Annotated in this window: 13 protein-coding genes, 2 pseudogenes and 2 other annotated features; of the genes and pseudogenes, 14 read left to right on the top strand and 1 reads right to left on the bottom strand. The window is 37.6% G+C overall.

The window, feature by feature from the left end:
* The first annotated feature begins 9 nt into the window (after positions 1 to 9).
* The 8 genes and pseudogenes from pheS (at position 10) to BLV40_RS05110 (ending at position 8397) form a co-directional block, all read left to right on the top strand.
* Positions 10 to 1044, top strand: a complete 1035-nt coding sequence (gene pheS / locus BLV40_RS05140) for a phenylalanine--tRNA ligase subunit alpha (RefSeq protein ID WP_090687813.1) — start codon at positions 10 to 12, stop codon at positions 1042 to 1044.
* 18 nt (positions 1045 to 1062) lie between these two features.
* Positions 1063 to 3483 carry a phenylalanine--tRNA ligase subunit beta gene (gene pheT / locus BLV40_RS05135; RefSeq protein ID WP_026593606.1) on the top strand — a complete coding sequence of 807 codons (2421 nt, stop codon included), beginning with the start codon at positions 1063 to 1065 and terminating at the stop codon, positions 3481 to 3483.
* 104 nt (positions 3484 to 3587) lie between these two features.
* Positions 3588 to 3860 (top strand): annotated as a pseudogene (locus BLV40_RS05130) (IS4 family transposase); the annotation flags it as partial.
* A 171-nt stretch (positions 3861 to 4031) separates the two neighbouring features.
* Positions 4032 to 5048: a hypothetical protein gene (locus tag BLV40_RS05125; protein WP_026593605.1), complete on the top strand. Its 1017-nt coding sequence runs from the start codon at positions 4032 to 4034 to the stop codon at positions 5046 to 5048.
* Positions 5049 to 5119: 71 nt separating this feature from the next.
* Positions 5120 to 5269, top strand: a pseudogene (locus tag BLV40_RS28405) (hypothetical protein); the annotation flags it as partial.
* A gap of 71 nt (positions 5270 to 5340) precedes the next feature.
* Positions 5341 to 5593 (top strand) — a binding site (T-box leader).
* A 52-nt stretch (positions 5594 to 5645) separates the two neighbouring features.
* Complete coding sequence (gene asnS / locus BLV40_RS05120; protein WP_090687810.1) at positions 5646 to 7037, top strand: asparagine--tRNA ligase; 1392 nt, start codon at positions 5646 to 5648, stop codon at positions 7035 to 7037.
* Between the two features lie 184 nt (positions 7038 to 7221).
* Positions 7222 to 8133, top strand: coding sequence for an SDR family oxidoreductase (locus BLV40_RS05115; protein WP_090687806.1), 912 nt, complete (start codon positions 7222 to 7224; stop codon positions 8131 to 8133).
* 129 nt (positions 8134 to 8262) lie between these two features.
* Positions 8263 to 8397 (top strand): YuzL family protein, encoded by a 135-nt coding sequence (locus BLV40_RS05110; RefSeq protein WP_081811107.1) that lies wholly within the window; start codon positions 8263 to 8265, stop codon positions 8395 to 8397.
* A gap of 94 nt (positions 8398 to 8491) precedes the next feature.
* Here BLV40_RS05110 and rnhC read toward each other — a convergent pair whose 3' ends face one another.
* Positions 8492 to 9430 (bottom strand): ribonuclease HIII, encoded by a 939-nt coding sequence (rnhC, locus tag BLV40_RS05105; protein ID WP_026593602.1) that lies wholly within the window; start codon positions 9428 to 9430, stop codon positions 8492 to 8494.
* 124 nt (positions 9431 to 9554) lie between these two features.
* On the opposite strand from rnhC, the gene zapA reads away from it, so the two are divergent.
* The 6 genes from zapA to brnQ all read left to right on the top strand — a co-directional run bounded on the left by zapA (position 9555) and on the right by brnQ (position 17215).
* Positions 9555 to 9824 carry a cell division protein ZapA gene (gene zapA, locus BLV40_RS05100; protein WP_000082703.1) on the top strand — a complete coding sequence of 90 codons (270 nt, stop codon included), beginning with the start codon at positions 9555 to 9557 and terminating at the stop codon, positions 9822 to 9824.
* Position 9825: 1 nt separating this feature from the next.
* Positions 9826 to 10365 (top strand): CvpA family protein, encoded by a 540-nt coding sequence (locus BLV40_RS05095; protein WP_026593601.1) that lies wholly within the window; start codon positions 9826 to 9828, stop codon positions 10363 to 10365.
* A gap of 56 nt (positions 10366 to 10421) precedes the next feature.
* Positions 10422 to 12140 carry a DNA polymerase/3'-5' exonuclease PolX gene (gene polX / locus BLV40_RS05090; RefSeq protein ID WP_026593600.1) on the top strand — a complete coding sequence of 573 codons (1719 nt, stop codon included), beginning with the start codon at positions 10422 to 10424 and terminating at the stop codon, positions 12138 to 12140.
* Between the two features lie 21 nt (positions 12141 to 12161).
* Positions 12162 to 14522: an endonuclease MutS2 gene (locus BLV40_RS05085; protein ID WP_090687803.1), complete on the top strand. Its 2361-nt coding sequence runs from the start codon at positions 12162 to 12164 to the stop codon at positions 14520 to 14522.
* A gap of 208 nt (positions 14523 to 14730) precedes the next feature.
* Positions 14731 to 15420, top strand: coding sequence for a 23S rRNA pseudouridine(2604) synthase RluF (locus tag BLV40_RS05075; protein ID WP_090687797.1), 690 nt, complete (start codon positions 14731 to 14733; stop codon positions 15418 to 15420).
* A 99-nt stretch (positions 15421 to 15519) separates the two neighbouring features.
* Positions 15520 to 15771 (top strand) — a binding site (T-box leader).
* Between the two features lie 118 nt (positions 15772 to 15889).
* Positions 15890 to 17215 carry a branched-chain amino acid transport system II carrier protein BrnQ6 gene (gene brnQ, locus BLV40_RS05070; protein WP_090687794.1) on the top strand — a complete coding sequence of 442 codons (1326 nt, stop codon included), beginning with the start codon at positions 15890 to 15892 and terminating at the stop codon, positions 17213 to 17215.
* Positions 17216 to 17359 lie beyond the last annotated feature (144 nt).

The following is a 17359-nucleotide window of genomic DNA, read 5'->3' as shown; positions in this document are numbered from 1 at the left end:
GGGTTCCAAATGGAAGCACGTTTAAAAGAGCTAAAGCAAAAAGCGTTAGAGCTAATTGAAGAAGCGAAAGAGCTAAAGGGCTTAAACGATGTACGCGTTGCGTATTTAGGAAAAAAAGGTCCAATTACAGAAGTATTACGCGGCATGGGGAAATTATCTCCAGAAGAGCGTCCACGTATGGGAGCATTAGTAAATGAAGTTCGTGAAGCAATTCAAACGCGTCTAGAAGACAAAATTAACCACTTAGAAAAAGCAGTAATTGAAGCGAAATTAGCATCTGAAACAATTGATGTGACATTACCAGGTCGTCCTGTAGAAACAGGGTGTCATCATCCATTAACAGCAGTTGTTGAACAAATTGAAGATGTATTTATCGGTATGGGTTATGAAGTAGCGGAAGGAACAGAAGTAGAGAAAGATTACTACAATTTCGAAGCATTAAACTTACCAAAAGATCACCCAGCTCGTGATATGCAAGATACATTCTACATTACAGAAGAAACGTTACTACGTACACATACATCTTCTGTGCAAGCAAGAACGATGGAAAACAATACAGAAAAAGGTCCAATTAAAATTATTTGCCCTGGTAAAGTGTATCGCCGCGATGATGATGATGCGACGCATTCTCATCAGTTCATGCAAATTGAAGGTCTTGTAATTGATAAAAATATTCGTATGAGTGATTTAAAAGGTACACTGCAAGTATTTGTGAAAAAGATGTTCGGTGAAGATCGTGAAATTCGTCTTCGTCCAAGTTTCTTCCCGTTCACAGAACCATCTGTTGAGATGGATATTTCTTGTATGATGTGTCATGGTAAAGGTTGCGGCACTTGTAAGGGAACTGGCTGGATTGAAATTTTAGGTGCAGGTATGGTTCATCCAAACGTGCTTGAAATGGCTGGCTATGATTCAAAAGAATATCAAGGATTCGCATTCGGTATGGGTGCAGAGCGTATCGCAATGTTAAAATACGGCGTTGATGACATTCGTCATTTCTATACAAACGATGTACGTTTCTTACAACAATTCAAACGAGCGTAAGGGAAGGAGAGGATAAATATGTTCGTATCATATCGTTGGTTACAAGAGTATGTAGATATTAAAGATGTAACAGCACAAGAACTAGCAGACAAAATCACGAAAAGTGGTATTGAAGTAGAAGGCGTTGAAGTATTAAATAAAGGTGTAAAAGGTGTTGTAGTTGGTCACGTATTAGAATGTGAAAAGCACCCAGAAGCTGATAAGTTAAGCAAATGTCTTATTGACATCGGTGAAGAAGAGCCAGTACAAATCATTTGCGGTGCTCCTAACATTGCAAAAGGTTTAAAAGTACCAGTTGCAAAAGTTGGCGCTGTTCTTCCTGGTAACTTCAAAATTAAAAAGGCAAAACTACGCGGTGAAGCTTCTCACGGTATGGTTTGTGCATTGCAAGAACTTGGCATTGACGGGAAACTAGTTGCGAAAGAATATGCAGACGGTATCTTCATCTTCCCAAGTGACGCTGAAGTTGGCGCAGATGCACTTGAAATCTTAAACTTACATGATGAAGTATTAGAACTTGGTTTAACGCCAAACCGTGCTGATTGCTTAAATATGTTAGGTGTTGCATATGAAGTGGCTGCTATTTATGGCCGTGAAGTGAAACTTCCAGCTATCAACTTACAAGAATCAACTGAAAAAACAGCTGATTACATTTCTGTAAGTGTAGAAGCGAAAGAAGAAAATCCATTATACATTGCGAAAATGGTTAAGAACGTAAAGATTGGTCCATCACCAATGTGGATGCAAACTCGCCTTATGGCAGCTGGCATTCGTCCAATTAGTAATGTAGTTGATATTACAAACTACATTTTAATGGAATACGGTCAACCATTACACGCGTTTGACTATGATAAATTAGGTTCAAAAGAAATCGTTGTTCGTCTTGCGAAAGAAAGCGAAAAGATTCAAACATTAGATGATCAAGAGCGTACATTACAGAACCACCACCTTGTTATTACAAATGGTGAAAAAGCTTTAGCTGTTGCTGGTGTAATGGGTGGAGCTGATTCTGAGGTTACAAATGATACAGTAAACGTTCTAATTGAGTCTGCATACTTTGCAGGTCAAACAGTGCGCCGTACATCAAAAGATTTAGGTCTACGTAGTGAATCAAGTGCACGTTTCGAAAAAGGAATCGATCCAACACGTACATTTGAAGCAATTCAACATGCAGCAGCTTTAATGGCGAAATATGCTGGTGGCGAAGCGCTTGAAGGTGTAGTAGAAGTTGATAACTTACAAGTGCAAGAACGTACGGTATCAGTTACAACTGAAAAAGTAAACCGTGTATTAGGAACAGAAATCACTGCTAGTGAAATGGGTACAATCTTTACAAACTTGAAGTTCCCATTTACAGAAGTAGAAGGAACATTCCATGTGAACGTACCAGTACGTCGCCCTGATATTACAATTGCAGAAGACTTAGTAGAAGAAGTAGGTCGTCTGTACGGTTATGATCATATTCCAGTTACATTACCAACTGGTACAATGACACGTGGTAAATTAACAGTAGCACAAACAAAACGTCGTAAAGCACGTCGTTACTTAGAAGGTGCTGGTTTATATGAAGCAATTACGTATTCATTAACAAGTGCCGATAAAGCGAAACAATATATGGTTGAGCCAAACGAACAATCTCCTGTAAATCTTGCACTTCCAATGAGTGAAGAGCGCAGTCAACTTCGTTTAAGCTTAGTACCACAATTGTTAGAAGCAGTTTCATATAATAACGCTCGTAAAAATGACAGTGTTGCATTATATGAAGTAGGTTCTATTTTCTTACCAACAGCAGAAGGCGAGCTTCCGAAAGAAGAACAACATCTTGCTGGTGTTATGACAGGTCTTGCTCTTCATCATGCATGGCAAGGTGAGAAGAAAGTTGTAGACTTCTTCGTTGCAAAAGGTGTGTTAGAAGGATTATTCGACGTACTTGGCGTTGCAAGCAGCATCACATATGCTCCTGCAAAACGTGAAGGCATGCACCCAGGACGTACAGCTGATATCTTACTAGATGGAGAAGTGATTGGTTTCATCGGTCAATTACACCCAGAAACGCAAAAACAATTAGATGTGAAAGATACATTCGTATTTGAATTATCTCTTGTAAAAGTATTCGGTGCAGACGTAGAAGAAACTTACTACTCAGCAATTCCACGTTTCCCATCTATGACACGTGATATGGCGGTTGTAGTGGCTAAGGAAGTAAAAGCTGGCGAAATGAAGCAAGTAATTGCGGAAGCAGGCGGAGAACTTCTAAAAGAAGTAACACTATTCGACTTATACGAAGGTGAAAAAATGGAAGAAGGCAAGAAATCACTTGCATTCTCTATGAACTACTTTGATCCAGAACGTACATTAACAGACGAAGAAGTAACAGAAGCACATAACCATGTATTAACAGCGGTAGAAGAGAAATTTGGTGCGGAGTTACGTAAGTAAAAAAGCAGCCTTGTGGCTCATAGCCATCAAGTTAAAGTTATGTATAATTTTTACCAAAAACAGCTACCCTTTCATGGAGTATCCATGAAAGGGTAGCTGTTTTTATGGAAGAATTACAATTATTAATTCAGGAATTAAAGAATACATTTTCACTTTCATTTTTAGAATCACTTGCACATAGGGCAGGAATGATTCGACATAAAAGAAAATGTAAAGCGCAGGATATCGTTTCTTTATGTGTCTTTTTAAGTAAAACAGTTGAAACAGAATCTTTCGCGAGGTTATTTCATCAAAATATTTGTTCAACTCCATCGATAGGAGAGGATTTCAAACGAATTCGAATCCTAGACTCTACTATGTTTCAACTTCCCCATCACTAATAATTTAAGTGTTAACAGGAAAAAAGAAGGTAAACCTAAAAGGTACAGAAAATACGAAACTCTCAAATCAAGAGGATAGCTAAATAGTTACATTTTTTCATTTGAATATCCCAACTTTTTATTTTCCATGTTATGATAGATATGTTAATGAATTGAAGGGGTGGTTTTATGAAGTTTGGGAAAATGGGATTAGTTGTTGCGGCAAGTTTAAGTCTTTTCGCTTTATCTGCGTGTGGAAAATCTGCAAAAGAAACAGTTGTTTCTTCAACAGAAAGCATTTTAAACGCAAAGCAAATGGAATCAAGCAGTTCAATTTCTTTTAAATTCGATTCTAATGCGAAAGATATGAAAAGAGAAGATAAAGTGGCAATGGATATGTTAAAAAACATATCAGTTACAGTTGATTCAAAAACAGATAAAGATGCAAAAAAAGACGAAGTAACAATTGGTGCAAAGGTTAAAACAGATGCAATGAAAATGGATATATCGATTCCAATGTTTATGGATGAAGGGAAAGAGGCTTTATATGTAAAAGCGAATAATGTAAAATCACTATTACAATTAGCTGGCGTTCCTGGTGATAGTTTTTCTACTCTAGAAGGAAAAGTTATCAAAATGGATATGAAAGATTTAGGAGAAGTAGATACAAAAGAATCTGCGAAAATCCAAGAGAAAGTACAAAAATCGTTATTAGATGCAATCAAAGCGCTTCCTGAAGACAAATTTACAAACGAAAAAGATGTATACACTGTGAAATTAACAGGTAAAGATTTAAAAACAGTGATTGAAAAGCTATTTGATGAAATTTCTACAATGAAAAACTTCACTGGAACAAAACAAGAAATTGCAGACTTTAAGAAAGAATTGAAAGATGCAAATCTTGATAAATCTTCTATTTCTTTAATTTATACAATGGATGGAAAAACAATTAAAAAACAGGATGCAGCAATTCATGTCGAAGCAAAAAATCCTGAAAATGAAAAAGAAACAATTAAATTTGATATGAATATTAAATCTGATATCAAATCGATCGATAAACCAATCAAATTCACATTCGATACTTCTGAAAAGAACATTGTTCCAATGGATGAGTTACAAAAAATGATTGGTGAATTTATGAATCAATCCATGAGTGGCGGGAAAGTAACTCCTGTTCAACCAGCTCCAACGGAACCTGCAGCATAAAAAATCCTTAAGGGGCATAGCTATCAAGTTAACAAAAATAAACCAGATGCTGAAAAGCATCTGGTTTATTTTTGCCTGAGTGTGTAGAAAAAGTCGTAGTTAGTTTAAATGAGTTAAATGAACAATACGATTTTTTCATTGAGACATTAGAAAGAGAAGAATTATATGAATTTATTGTAGAAGTAGAAGAAGACATAACCGAAGAATGGAGAGAGTGGTAAGGTTCACTTTATCAACAGGATGTCTTGCATCTTTCCCTCGAATGTAGTACATTAATTTTAGTTTAACAAAACGAAAAACGATGATAAGGAAAAGTAGTATATACTATAATCCAAAGCGAGTCAGGGACGGTGAGAGCCTGATGAGGCGGTATATGTGAAGAACACCTTGGAGTTGCTAACCGAAATTGAAACTTGTATTCAAGAGTAGACTTAGACGGGAATCCGGCCTGTTACAAACCGGGAAGTATGTAAATACATACGAGTTAAAGTTGGTCTTTATGACAAATTGGGTGGTACCGCGAAGTTTAACCTTTCGTCCCTTTATGGATGAAAGGTTTTTTTGTATTCAAATATATCAGAAAAGGAGAATTTCACTATGGAAAACACATTAGTAAAAAGTCTGTATAGAGATACAGATAAATACGCAGGTCAAACAGTACAAGTATCAGGGTGGATTCGTAACTTACGTGATTCAAAAGCATTTGGTTTCATCGAATTAAACGACGGTAGCTTCTTCAAAAGCGTTCAAATCGTTTTCGATACAGAATTAGATAACTTCAAAGAAATTGCGAAACTTCCACTTAGCTCTTCAGTTAAAGTAGAGGGTAAAGTAATTGCAACACCTGGAGCAAAGCAACCATTTGAAATTAAAGCAGAAAAAATTGATATCGAGGGCTTATCAGATTCTGATTACCCACTTCAAAAGAAGCGTCACACGTTTGAATACTTACGTACAATCGCTCACTTACGTCCAAGAACAAATGCATTCTCTGCAACGTTCCGCGTGCGTTCTATCGCAGCGTTTGCGATTCATCAATTCTTCCAAGAGCGTGGATTCGTACACGTTCATACACCAATTATCACGGGTAGTGATACAGAAGGTGCAGGCGAAATGTTCCGCGTAACAACGCAAGATTTAAACAATGTACCTAAAGGTGAAGACGGACAAGTTGACGAATCAAAAGACTTCTTCGGTAAAGAAACAAACTTAACGGTAAGTGGACAGCTGAATGCTGAAGCTTATGCATTAGCGTTCCGTGATGTATACACATTCGGACCTACATTCCGTGCTGAGAACTCAAACACAACTCGTCATGCAGCTGAGTTCTGGATGGTTGAGCCTGAGATTGCATTCGCTGAATTAGGTGATGTAATGAACCTTACAGAAGATATGCTGAAATATGCAATGAAATACGTATTAGAGCATGCACCAGAAGAAATGGAATTCTTCAACAGCTTTGTTGATAAAACAGTTCTTGAGCGCATGAACAACGTAATCAACTCTGACTTTGGCCGCATCACATACACAGAAGCAATTAAAGTACTTCAAGAATCAGGTGCTGACTTCAAATACCCAGTAGAATGGGGCATTGACTTACAAACAGAGCACGAAAGATACTTATCAGAAGAAATCTTTAAACGCCCTGTATTCGTAACTGATTATCCGAAAGACATTAAAGCATTCTACATGCGCTTGAACGAAGATGGAAAAACAGTAGCTGCTACCGACCTTCTCGTTCCTGGCATCGGCGAATTAATCGGTGGAAGTCAACGTGAAGAAAGAATGGATGTTTTAACAGACAGAATTAAAGAATTAGGCATGAACGAAGAAGACTACTGGTGGTACTTAGAACTTAGAAAATACGGCGGTACAAAACACGCTGGATTCGGCCTTGGTTTCGAGCGCTTCCTAATGTACATCACTGGCATGGCTAACATTCGTGACGTCATTCCATTCCCAAGAACTCCAGGTTCTTCGGAGTTTTAATATAACAAAAAAGTGAGAGCAATTGCTCTCGCTTTTTTTATTTAGAAGAGGATGGAAGTAGATTCGAAATCTTATCAAGTATTTTGAGCTAGGATAAAAAATGTTGTTCATAGTTCTCTTTCCATTTCATATATAGTAAAACGAATGAATCATTTATGGAAATTGGGAGAGGGGTTTTGGGAAAATGGGGGTAATTAATAGGTGTGCAGAGTGGACAGTGCGTGACAAGTATGTAGTCATCACGGGAGCGACAAGTGGGATTGGGCTAGCGGCGGCTAAGGTACTTGCGGAACGCGGTGCAAAGCTAGGGATTATTGCACGAAACGAAGCGAAAGCAAATGATATTGTGACTCAAATTAAGGGTTCAACGAATGGTAATGCAGTGGTAGATATATTTCTAGCTGATATGGCTTCTCAGAAGTCAATACATCAAGTAGCTACTGACATTCTAGAGAAGTGCCCTAGAATAGATATATTAGTTAATAATGCTGGTGCTTTATTTCAAACAAGGCAAATTACGGAGGACGGCTTGGAGATGACCTGGGCGGTTAATCATTTAGCTCCATTCCTACTTACTAATTTGCTGCTTGGCCGTTTAAAGGAAAGTGCCCCCGCTCGCGTTATCACTACCGCATCTCATGGTCACAAAATGGCTAAAAAAGGAATCGATTTTAATGATTTAGATGCAGAAAAACTTTATCGTGGTGTTAAGAAATTAATGGGGGGTCCTACGATGCGTTATGGGCAAACCAAATTAGCTAACATCTTATTTACCTCTGAGTTGGCACGGCGACTAGAGGGGACAGGTGTCATAGCTTCCTGCTTCGATCCAGGACTTGTAGCCACGAATTTCAACCAGGATAATGGTCTCGCGGCTCGCTTAACTATGGCAGTAATGAAACCTTTCTCTCGCACACCTGAGGAAGGGGCTGAAACTTTAGTATGGCTAGCAGAAACAACTGACATTATCGATCATAGTGGTTATTATTATGCTGATAGGCAAGTGGAAAGGCCATCTGAGGGTGCATTGGATATGGATGCCGCAAAGCGTCTATGGGATATTAGTGAAGAGCAAACTCATCTCTTAGGAAAGTAAAATTAGCGTTAATAGAAGTGAAAGTGTAAGAGTGACTTTATACGGATTGGATCGGCAGTATATATTTTGATTGTTATGCTGTATAGTTTCTCTCCTCTAAGTAAAAAGTAACGCGAAGGGGTGAATAAAATGGGCAGAAAAGTAAAAAAAGATCCTTCTAGAGCAAGTCTTGGTTCCTCGCAAGTCGAAGGTCAAGGAACTACAACAAACGAAACGGGTTCTTTTAAAGTATCTTCATCAAATAAGAGACAAAAACGAAGCTAAACATATATAAATAAGAGTAGTCATGTCGACTACTCTTATTTATATGTTTTTATTTTGTTTAGTTCATTTATATATTGTCGATACTGAAAAATAGCTATTTTTTCAATAAACGAAATGCTTTTTCTGTATTTGCAAAGTGAAGTTTCACAAACTCAGGAAGCCGTTCTTTTCCTAGCTTTTGAATTAATTTAACTGCAGCGATATCAACTTGCTTACCCGCTCCTTTTGGAAGTGGCATACCGGCTTTTTTGCTGAGCTCATCAAACTGCTTTACGAATGAGTAGCGAGCTAAAATAGAGGCTGCTGCAACTGCTAAATGAACACTTTCACCTTTAGTTGCGAAATACACGTTTTCACGCTGTACTTCTTTTTGTTTTGCTAAGTATTTGTAATATGTATCAGGCTGCGTGAATTGGTCAATTAAGATGCCTTCTGGTTTTGTAGGTGCAATCTTTGCTAGTAAATTTGTAAGAGCCTTATTGTGTAAGAGCGCTTTTAGTTTCCCCTGATTGTTTCCTTTTTCGAATAGTTCGTTATATTTTTCATTATGCAAAACGAGAGAACTATAAGGAACAACGTTAAGTAACTGTTTTGCAATTTCGGCAATTTGCGCATCATTTAAGTTTTTAGAGTCTTTTACACCAAGTTCTTTCAATAATGGAATTTGCTTTGCGTCTACATATACAGCAACAACTGTCATCGGTCCGAAGTAATCTCCAGTACCCACTTCATCAGATCCAGCTATAGACATTGTTCCAATGGAAGCGGGCGGGGCATAGCGGTGCGAATTTGCAGTTTTTTTACCAGAAGATTTCGGCACTTGAGAAACATTTTGCCAACGTGCAGCTTCTTCCTCTGCACGAGTACCTTGAAACATTACTTTGCCTGATTTATAGGCCGTAATTGTACAAGATGGAACTTTCGCCATAAAGATACCACCTTGCGGAACTTTTGGGGCAATTGCTTGTTTATATTGTTGTTTCATATCCTCAATTATTGCAGGATTTGTTTGGATTACGATAGAATTTGACAAAGTAGTCGCTCCTTTTTCAATATTGTTATTTTTATCATATCGGATTGTTCTTTCTGTTTCCATATTATGATGGTTCATGGTATGATAAACTTTAGGATTCTGTACGTGATTGGAGGCCGGTGAGTTGTCACAACAAAAGGGAAATAAAAGTCGAATTAATGTAGAAATCTATGGTCAGCAATATTCAGTTGTTGGCGATGAAAGTACAAGTCATATCCGCATGGTAGCAGCGATTGTGGATGATAAAATGCGCGAACTCAATGCCAAGAATCCTTCGCTTGATACGAGTAGACTAGCGGTATTGACGGCGGTAAACGTCATACACGATTATATAAAATTAAAAGAAGAACATGAGAAACTAAAAGAAAGTATGACAAAAAAAGGAATGGAATAACATGATTGATATTATTATCATATTACTGCTTGTTATGGGATTTTTCCTCGGCTTAAGAAGAGGGTTTGTCCTACAACTTGTAAAGTTAACAAGCTTTATTATCGCATACCTTGTTGCATACTGGTACTGCAAAGATTTAGCGCCAGTACTTGAGAAATTTATTCCGTATCCATTCGATCAGAACGTATCTGTGCCAGAATGGATTGATGCAAATAATATCGAAGCAGTATTCTATCAAGCAATTGCGTTCATTGTATTATTTATTATTACAAAAATCGCGCTTTCATTGCTTGGGAATTTGCTGAATATGTTTACAGAAATCCCAGTTATAAAACAGGTAAATGCGTTTGCTGGAGCACTTCTTGGTTTCTTAGAAGTGTATATTATTCTGTTTGTCTTAATTATTATTGGAACTATTCTTCCGATTGAACAGGTACAAACGCCACTGCAAAAATCATCAATTAGCAAAATAATTGTAGACGATACACCGATTCTTTCTGAAAAGGTGAAGGAACTATGGCAGCCAGGTAGCAGAGTATAACTTCTCTTTTTTCGGAAAGAGAAGTTTTTTTTCTATGAAAGAAAGGCGGGGAAAGAATGAAAGTAAATAAAAAACAAGTGATTAAATTATTGGAGACAATCGGCCTTTTTATGGAGCTTAAGGGCGAAAATCCATTTAAAATATCTGCATTTCGTAAAGCCGCAGCAGCATTAGAAAGCGATGATCGCAGTCTTTCTGAAATTGAAGATTTCACAAAGATTCCGGGTATTGGAAAAGGAACAGCAGCGGTCATTCAAGAATATATTGAAGCTGGAACTTCAGAAGTATTAGAGGAGCTTGAAAAGGAAGTGCCAAGCAGTCTATTACCGTTATTAAAATTACCAGGGCTTGGTGGTAAAAAAGTAGCGAAGTTGTACAAAGAGCTTGGCGTTATTGATATGGAAACTTTGCAAAAGGCTTGTGAAGAAAATAAAGTACAGGCACTTGCGGGATTCGGTAAGAAAACAGAAGAGAAAATATTAGAAGCAATCGCTCAAGTAGGCTCTCGTCCAGAGCGATTACCGATTGCGATGGTCTTACCTATTGCCGGGGAAATAGAGAAGAAATTGTCGAATGTCCAGGAAATTGTTCGATTCTCTCGCGCTGGTAGCCTGCGCCGCGTTCGCGAAACGGTAAAAGATTTAGATTTTATTATCGCAACGGAAAATCCAGTAGCAGTACGTGAACATTTACTGCAATTTGATAATATGATTGAAGTCATTGCGAGCGGTGATACAAAAGTATCCGTTCGTCTTCAATATGAATATGATATTTCAATTGATTTCCGTCTTGTAAAACCTGAAGAATTTATTACAACGCTTCATCATTTCACAGGTTCAAAAGATCATAACGTAAGAATGCGCCAAATTGCAAAAGATAAAGGTGAAAAGATTAGTGAGTACGGTGTGGAAAATTTAGAGACAGGTGAAGTGAAGACGTTTGAAACAGAAGAAGCATTCTTTGCTCATTTTGGTCTACCATTTATTCCACCAGAAGTACGTGAAGATGGAAAAGAGCTTGAGTTGATTAAAGAATATCCAAATTTAATTCAGTTCTCTGATATACAAGGTGATTTACATATGCATACAACATGGAGTGACGGTGCTTTTTCAATTGAAGAAATGGTACAAGCATGCCGCGGGCGTGGGTATAAATTTATGGCAATTACGGATCATTCCCAATACTTGAAAGTAGCGAACGGTTTAACGAAAGAGCGTCTTCGTGAACAAGGAAAAGAGATTGAACGTATTAACGAAAAATACTCAGATATTACAATTTTACGCGGAATCGAAATGGATATTTTACCAGATGCAACGCTCGATTTTGATGATGAAGTATTAGCGGAGCTTGATTATGTCATTGGTGCAATCCATTCTAGCTTCTCACAAGACCGTGAAACAATTATGAAACGCTTGCGTACAGCAATTGAAAATAAACATGTTACGATGATTGCCCACCCAACAGGTCGTCTTCTTGGACGCCGCGAAGGGTACGATGTAGATACAGATTTACTGATTGAACTCGCAAAAGAAACAGATACAATTTTAGAATTAAACGCGAATCCGAACCGCCTAGATTTAAGTGCGAAACTATTAAAGCAAGCACAAGATGCGGGCGTAAAAGTAGCGATCAATACTGATGCGCATACACTTGAAATGTTAGAAGATATGGAAACCGGTGTAGCGGCAGCTCGTAAAGGGTGGATTCAGAAAGATACCGTGATTAACACATGGGATATTGAACGTTTATTAGATTATATTAAACGGAATAAGTAACACAAGGGGGACGTGCAACTTATGTTAGAACGAACGTTGCGTGTATTAGAATATAACAAAGTAAAAGAACAATTACTTGAGCATGTTGCTTCTTCACTTGGTCGTGATAAAGTGAAGAGCCTCGTACCAAGTACAGATTTTGAAGAAATTGTAGAAATGCAAGAAACAACAGATGAGGCAGCAAAAGTCATTCGCTTAAAAGGGCATGTACCGCTTGGCGGAATTTTTGATATTCGTCCGAATGTAAAACGTGCGAAAATTGGAAGTATGCTAAGCCCACATGAACTGCTCGATATCGCAAGCACGATGTATGGTAGCCGCCAAATGAAGCGGTTTATTGAAGATATGATCGATAATGGTGTAGAGCTTCCAATTTTAGAAACACATGTTGCGCAAATTGTGTCTGTATATGATTTAGAAAAGAAGATCACAAACTGCATTGGGGATGGAGGAGAAGTAGTCGATAGCGCGAGTGATAAACTGCGCGGCATTCGTAACCAAATCCGCACTGCAGAAAGCCGTATTCGTGAGAAACTTGAAAATATGACGCGCTCTTCAAATGCCCAAAAGATGTTATCAGATGCAATCGTTACAATTCGTAATGATCGCTATGTAATTCCTGTGAAGCAAGAATACCGCGGTGTATATGGTGGTATTGTTCATGATCAATCTGCATCAGGACAAACGTTATTTATTGAGCCACAAGTCATTGTGGAACTAAATAACGCATTGCAAGAAGCAAAAGTGAAAGAAAAACAAGAAGTAGAACGCATCTTAATGATGTTAACAGAAGAAGTAGCAGTCGAAGCTGATATTGTGTTAGCAAATGTAGAGGTTATTGCAAATCTTGATTTCATTTTTGCAAAAGCTTTTTATGCAAAGCGTATTAAAGCAACAAAACCAATTGTAAATAATGAGCGTTATATGGATTTACGACAAGCCCGTCATCCACTTATCGATCCAAAAATCATTGTGCCGAATGATATCATGCTTGGTAAAGACTTCACAACAATCGTTATTACAGGTCCGAATACAGGTGGTAAGACAGTTACATTAAAAACAGTCGGCATTTGTGTATTAATGGCGCAATCTGGTCTTCATATTCCAGTATTAGACGAATCAGAGATTTGTGTGTTTAAAAATATCTTTGCTGATATTGGTGATGAACAATCGATTGAACAAAGTTTAAGTACGTTCTCCTCTCATATGGTGAACATTGTAGATATATTAGAAAAAGCTGATTTTGAAAGCTTAGTATTATTTGATGAATTAGGTGCTGGAACAGACCCACAAGAAGGAGCAGCACTTGCGATTTCTATTTTAGATGAGGTATATAACCGCGGAGCACGCGTTGTCGCAACGACGCATTATCCGGAGCTAAAAGCATATGGTTACAACCGTGAACAAGTTATTAATGCGAGTGTGGAGTTTGATGTAAACACACTAAGCCCAACTTATAAGTTATTAATTGGTGTACCAGGACGCAGTAACGCTTTTGAAATTTCAAAACGTCTTGGTTTATCTGATCGAGTAATTGATCGTGCTCGTAATCATATTAGCACCGATACAAATAAAATCGAAAATATGATTGCGAAGCTAGAAGAAAGTCAAAAAAATGCAGAGCGCGAATGGACCGAAGCAGAAGAGCATCGTAAACAATCTGAAAAACTTCATCGTGAATTGCAACGTCAAATTATTGAATTTAACGATGAGCGTGATGAAAGATTATTAAAGGCACAAAAAGAGGGCGAAGAAAAAGTAGAAGCTGCGAAAAAAGAAGCAGAAGGCATCATTCGTGAACTTCGTCAACTGCGTAAAGCACAGCTTGCAAACGTGAAAGATCATGAGCTTATCGAAGCGAAAAGTCGCCTAGAAGGTGCAGCGCCAGAGCTTGTGAAAAAACAAAAAGTAAAAGTGAAAAACACTGCGCCAAAACAACAATTACGAGCAGGCGATGAAGTAAAAGTATTAACGTTCGGGCAAAAAGGACAATTGCTGAAAAAAGTAAGTGATACGGAGTGGAACGTTCAAATTGGTATTCTGAAGATGAAAGTGAAAGAATCTAATATGGAGTATATTAATACGCCACAACCTGTTGAGAAAAAGGCAGTCGCGACTGTTAAGGGAAGGGACTATCAAGTTTCCTTAGAACTTGATCTTCGCGGTGAACGTTTTGAAAATGCAATGATGCGTGTAGAAAAATATTTAGACGATGCACAGCTTGCAAACTATCCACGCGTATCTATCATTCACGGAAAAGGAACAGGAGCACTTCGTCAAGGTGTACAAGATTACTTGAAAAAACATCGTGGTGTGAAAAACTTCCGCTATGGTGATATGGGCGAGGGAGGCCTCGGCGTAACAGTTGTCGAATTAAAATAAGCACAAAACCAGGCAAAAGGGGTAAACCATTATGTTTATGGACAAACTTGCAAAAGTATTGTTAGCTTGTTGCGGCATGTTTTTGGTGATTGGAGTTATTTATTTAGTGTTTTTTGCGAAGTAAGGAAGCGTCAATCTCGGCATAAGTTAACGCCTGAGATTGACGTTTTTTCTTTTCGGATAATCTATAAGAAAAAAGGAATACGACATGAAAATTAACCAATTTATAAGCGAAGTATTATCCTGCTCAAGGCGAGAAACAGACCGCCTCATTAAAGCGGACCGCGTGGCAATTAACGGTGAGGTTTGTACGCACGGTACGATTGTTACGGTGAACGATATTGTAACGATTGATGGTAAAACAATCGAGAAAGAAGACAAAGAAAAAATCTATATTGCCTTTCATAAACCAGTAGGGATCACTTGTACTGCTGCGGAACATATTGAAGGAAATATCATTAAGTACATCAATCATCCAGAGAGAATTTTTCCAGTTGGTCGCTTAGATAAAGCGTCGGAAGGATTGATTTTGCTAACAAACGATGGAGCGATTGCCAATCAAATTTTACACGGAGATCATGAGCATGAAAAAGAATATATTGTAACGGTTGATAAGCCATTTACAGATTGGTTTATTGATGGAATGAGCCGTGGTGTGAAAATTAAAGATGGAATGACAAAACCATGTAAAGTAACCCGGGTAGATCACTCGATATTTCGAATTGTTTTAACGCAAGGAATGAATAGACAAATTCGCCGAATGAGCCGTGTGTTTGGATATACAGTAACGAAGCTACAACGGGTACGAATTATGAATATTAAGCTTGCTGGATTAGAAGCTGGAAAGTGGCGAAATGTCACAGAGCAAGAGTTACAACAATTATTGAAGCAGCTATAGCTGTTTCTCAGTTTTATTTTTGTCAGAAAAAATAAAACTATTGTTTTTTTTGAAAATAGCCCATATAATAAAAAAACAACAAGATTCGACAATATATTTTGAAAAGTAATGATGAGGACATGAGTTATTTTTTACGATTCTCAGAGAGGGAAGCCTTAGGCTGTGAGCTTCCTAATACGAAAAGATACACTTACCACCTCTAAACTTCAAGAGTGAACTGCATCATGCATTGTAATTCTTGACGGATAAAACCGTTATTAATTTACACGAGCTATAAAATGAGTTTATTTTGTTATACATTCATTTTATTAGAATAAGGGTGGAACCACGATTTCAACACTCGTCCCTTTGTTAGGGACGGGTGTTTTTTGCGTTCTTTTATAAAGGAATTTGGATTGAAAGCGGAAATATAGCGGTTTTTTATTTCTGAATATTTAGTCTTTTATTATTTTTTAGGAGGTAGAGAAAAATGAAATCATCTTTAAAGTTATCTGAGATGTTTGCAATAAGTTTAATGTTATTTGCACTATTCTTCGGTGCGGGGAATATGATTTTTCCACCAGCGTTAGGACAAGGTGCTGGAACAGATGTATGGGTGGCTTTATTTGGTTTTATTATTACAGGTGTAGGGCTTCCTTTACTAGGAGTCATTGTCATTGCTTTAAAAGGAGATATTAATAAACTCGCAGGTCGTGTGCATCCGTTGTTTGCACTTGTTTTCACAGTTGCGATTTATTTATGTTTAGGTGTGTTTGTAAGTGTACCGCGTACAGGAACTGTTGCTTATGAAATGGCGGTTACTCCATTTTTATCAAGTTCCGTAGTCAGTCAGGCATATCCACTTGTTATCTTTACATTTATTTTCTTTGCAGTTACTTTCTATTTAGCGTTAAATCCTTCGAAATTAGTAGGACGTATTGGGAAAGTATTAACACCAATTTTATTAGCGGTTATTGCAATTATTGTCATCAAAGCATTGATTACACCGATGGGCGAGTTTGGAGCACCGACAGAAGCATACAAGGATCCGCTTTTCAAAGGATTTATTGATGGATACTTAACATTAGACGGATTAGCAGCACTTGTCTTCGGAAATGTAGTTGTTAATGCTTTAAAAGGAAAAGGAATTACCAATAAGAAAAGTATTGCGAAAGTGACAATTTTTGCGGGGATGATTGCAGCATTTGGTTTACTTATTGTTTACTTAGCGCTTGCTTATCTTGGGGCTTCTAGTGTATCGCTTGGAATGGGAGAAAACGGTGGTGTTATTTTAACAAATGTTGTGCATCATTTATTTGGTAGTTACGGCACTCTTCTACTGGGTGTAGCGATTGCAGCGGCATGTTTAACAACTTCGGTTGGAATCGTTGCAGCTTGCGGAGAGTTTTTCTCAGCATTACTACCAAAGCTGTCGTATCAAAAAATTGTTTTCATCTTCTGCATGTTAGCATTTATGGTAGCAAACCTTGGTTTAACACAGCTAAATGCATTAGCGTTACCAATCTTAATCGCAATCTATCCAATTGGTATCGTATTAATCGTATTATCACTAATTGAAAATTACATGCGTATCCCGCTAGCAATGTATGTGGGTGGAATTGTAGGGGCATTTGTTGTTAGTTTCTTCGATGGTTTAAATAATGCTCAGATTCAAATTGCAGCATTATCGCCTATGTTAGAAAAGATTCCATTTTACAATGTAGGAATCGGTTGGCTCTTACCAGGAATCATCGGTATGTTTGTTGGATATATTATTTCTATTTTTCAGAAGCGGGAAGTTGTCGTAGAAAAATGAGGAAAAGAGACTTTCTTTGAAAGAAAGTCTTTTTTTGTAGAAATTAATATATTGGGAAATTTATCTAAATCTATTGTTTATTGATGAAGGGATTTTCAATCTAAAAAAGACTTCCATTTTATTAACCCTTGTTCGTAACACCTA

It is taken from the genome of Bacillus sp. 166amftsu (assembly GCF_900107445.1).
GTDB classification, from domain to species: Bacteria; Bacillota; Bacilli; order Bacillales; family Bacillaceae_G; genus Bacillus_A; species Bacillus_A arachidis.
The sequence above is the reverse complement of the archived record's forward strand: the minus strand, read 5'-3'. Positions and strand labels throughout refer to the sequence as shown.

Bases quoted from the DNA above. Each gene is read 5' to 3' on its own strand.
- pheS (WP_090687813.1), top strand. From the start codon at position 10: ATGGAAGCACGTTTAAAAGAGCTAAAGCAAAAAGCGTTAGAGCTAATT.
- pheT (WP_026593606.1), top strand. From the start codon at position 1,063: ATGTTCGTATCATATCGTTGGTTACAAGAGTATGTAGATATTAAAGAT.
- BLV40_RS05125 (WP_026593605.1), top strand. From the start codon at position 4,032: ATGAAGTTTGGGAAAATGGGATTAGTTGTTGCGGCAAGTTTAAGTCTT.
- asnS (WP_090687810.1), top strand. From the start codon at position 5,646: ATGGAAAACACATTAGTAAAAAGTCTGTATAGAGATACAGATAAATAC.
- BLV40_RS05115 (WP_090687806.1), top strand. From the start codon at position 7,222: ATGGGGGTAATTAATAGGTGTGCAGAGTGGACAGTGCGTGACAAGTAT.
- BLV40_RS05110 (WP_081811107.1), top strand. From the start codon at position 8,263: ATGGGCAGAAAAGTAAAAAAAGATCCTTCTAGAGCAAGTCTTGGTTCC.
- BLV40_RS05095 (WP_026593601.1), top strand. From the start codon at position 9,826: ATGATTGATATTATTATCATATTACTGCTTGTTATGGGATTTTTCCTC.
- polX (WP_026593600.1), top strand. From the start codon at position 10,422: ATGAAAGTAAATAAAAAACAAGTGATTAAATTATTGGAGACAATCGGC.
- BLV40_RS05085 (WP_090687803.1), top strand. From the start codon at position 12,162: ATGTTAGAACGAACGTTGCGTGTATTAGAATATAACAAAGTAAAAGAA.
- BLV40_RS05075 (WP_090687797.1), top strand. From the start codon at position 14,731: ATGAAAATTAACCAATTTATAAGCGAAGTATTATCCTGCTCAAGGCGA.
- brnQ (WP_090687794.1), top strand. From the start codon at position 15,890: ATGAAATCATCTTTAAAGTTATCTGAGATGTTTGCAATAAGTTTAATG.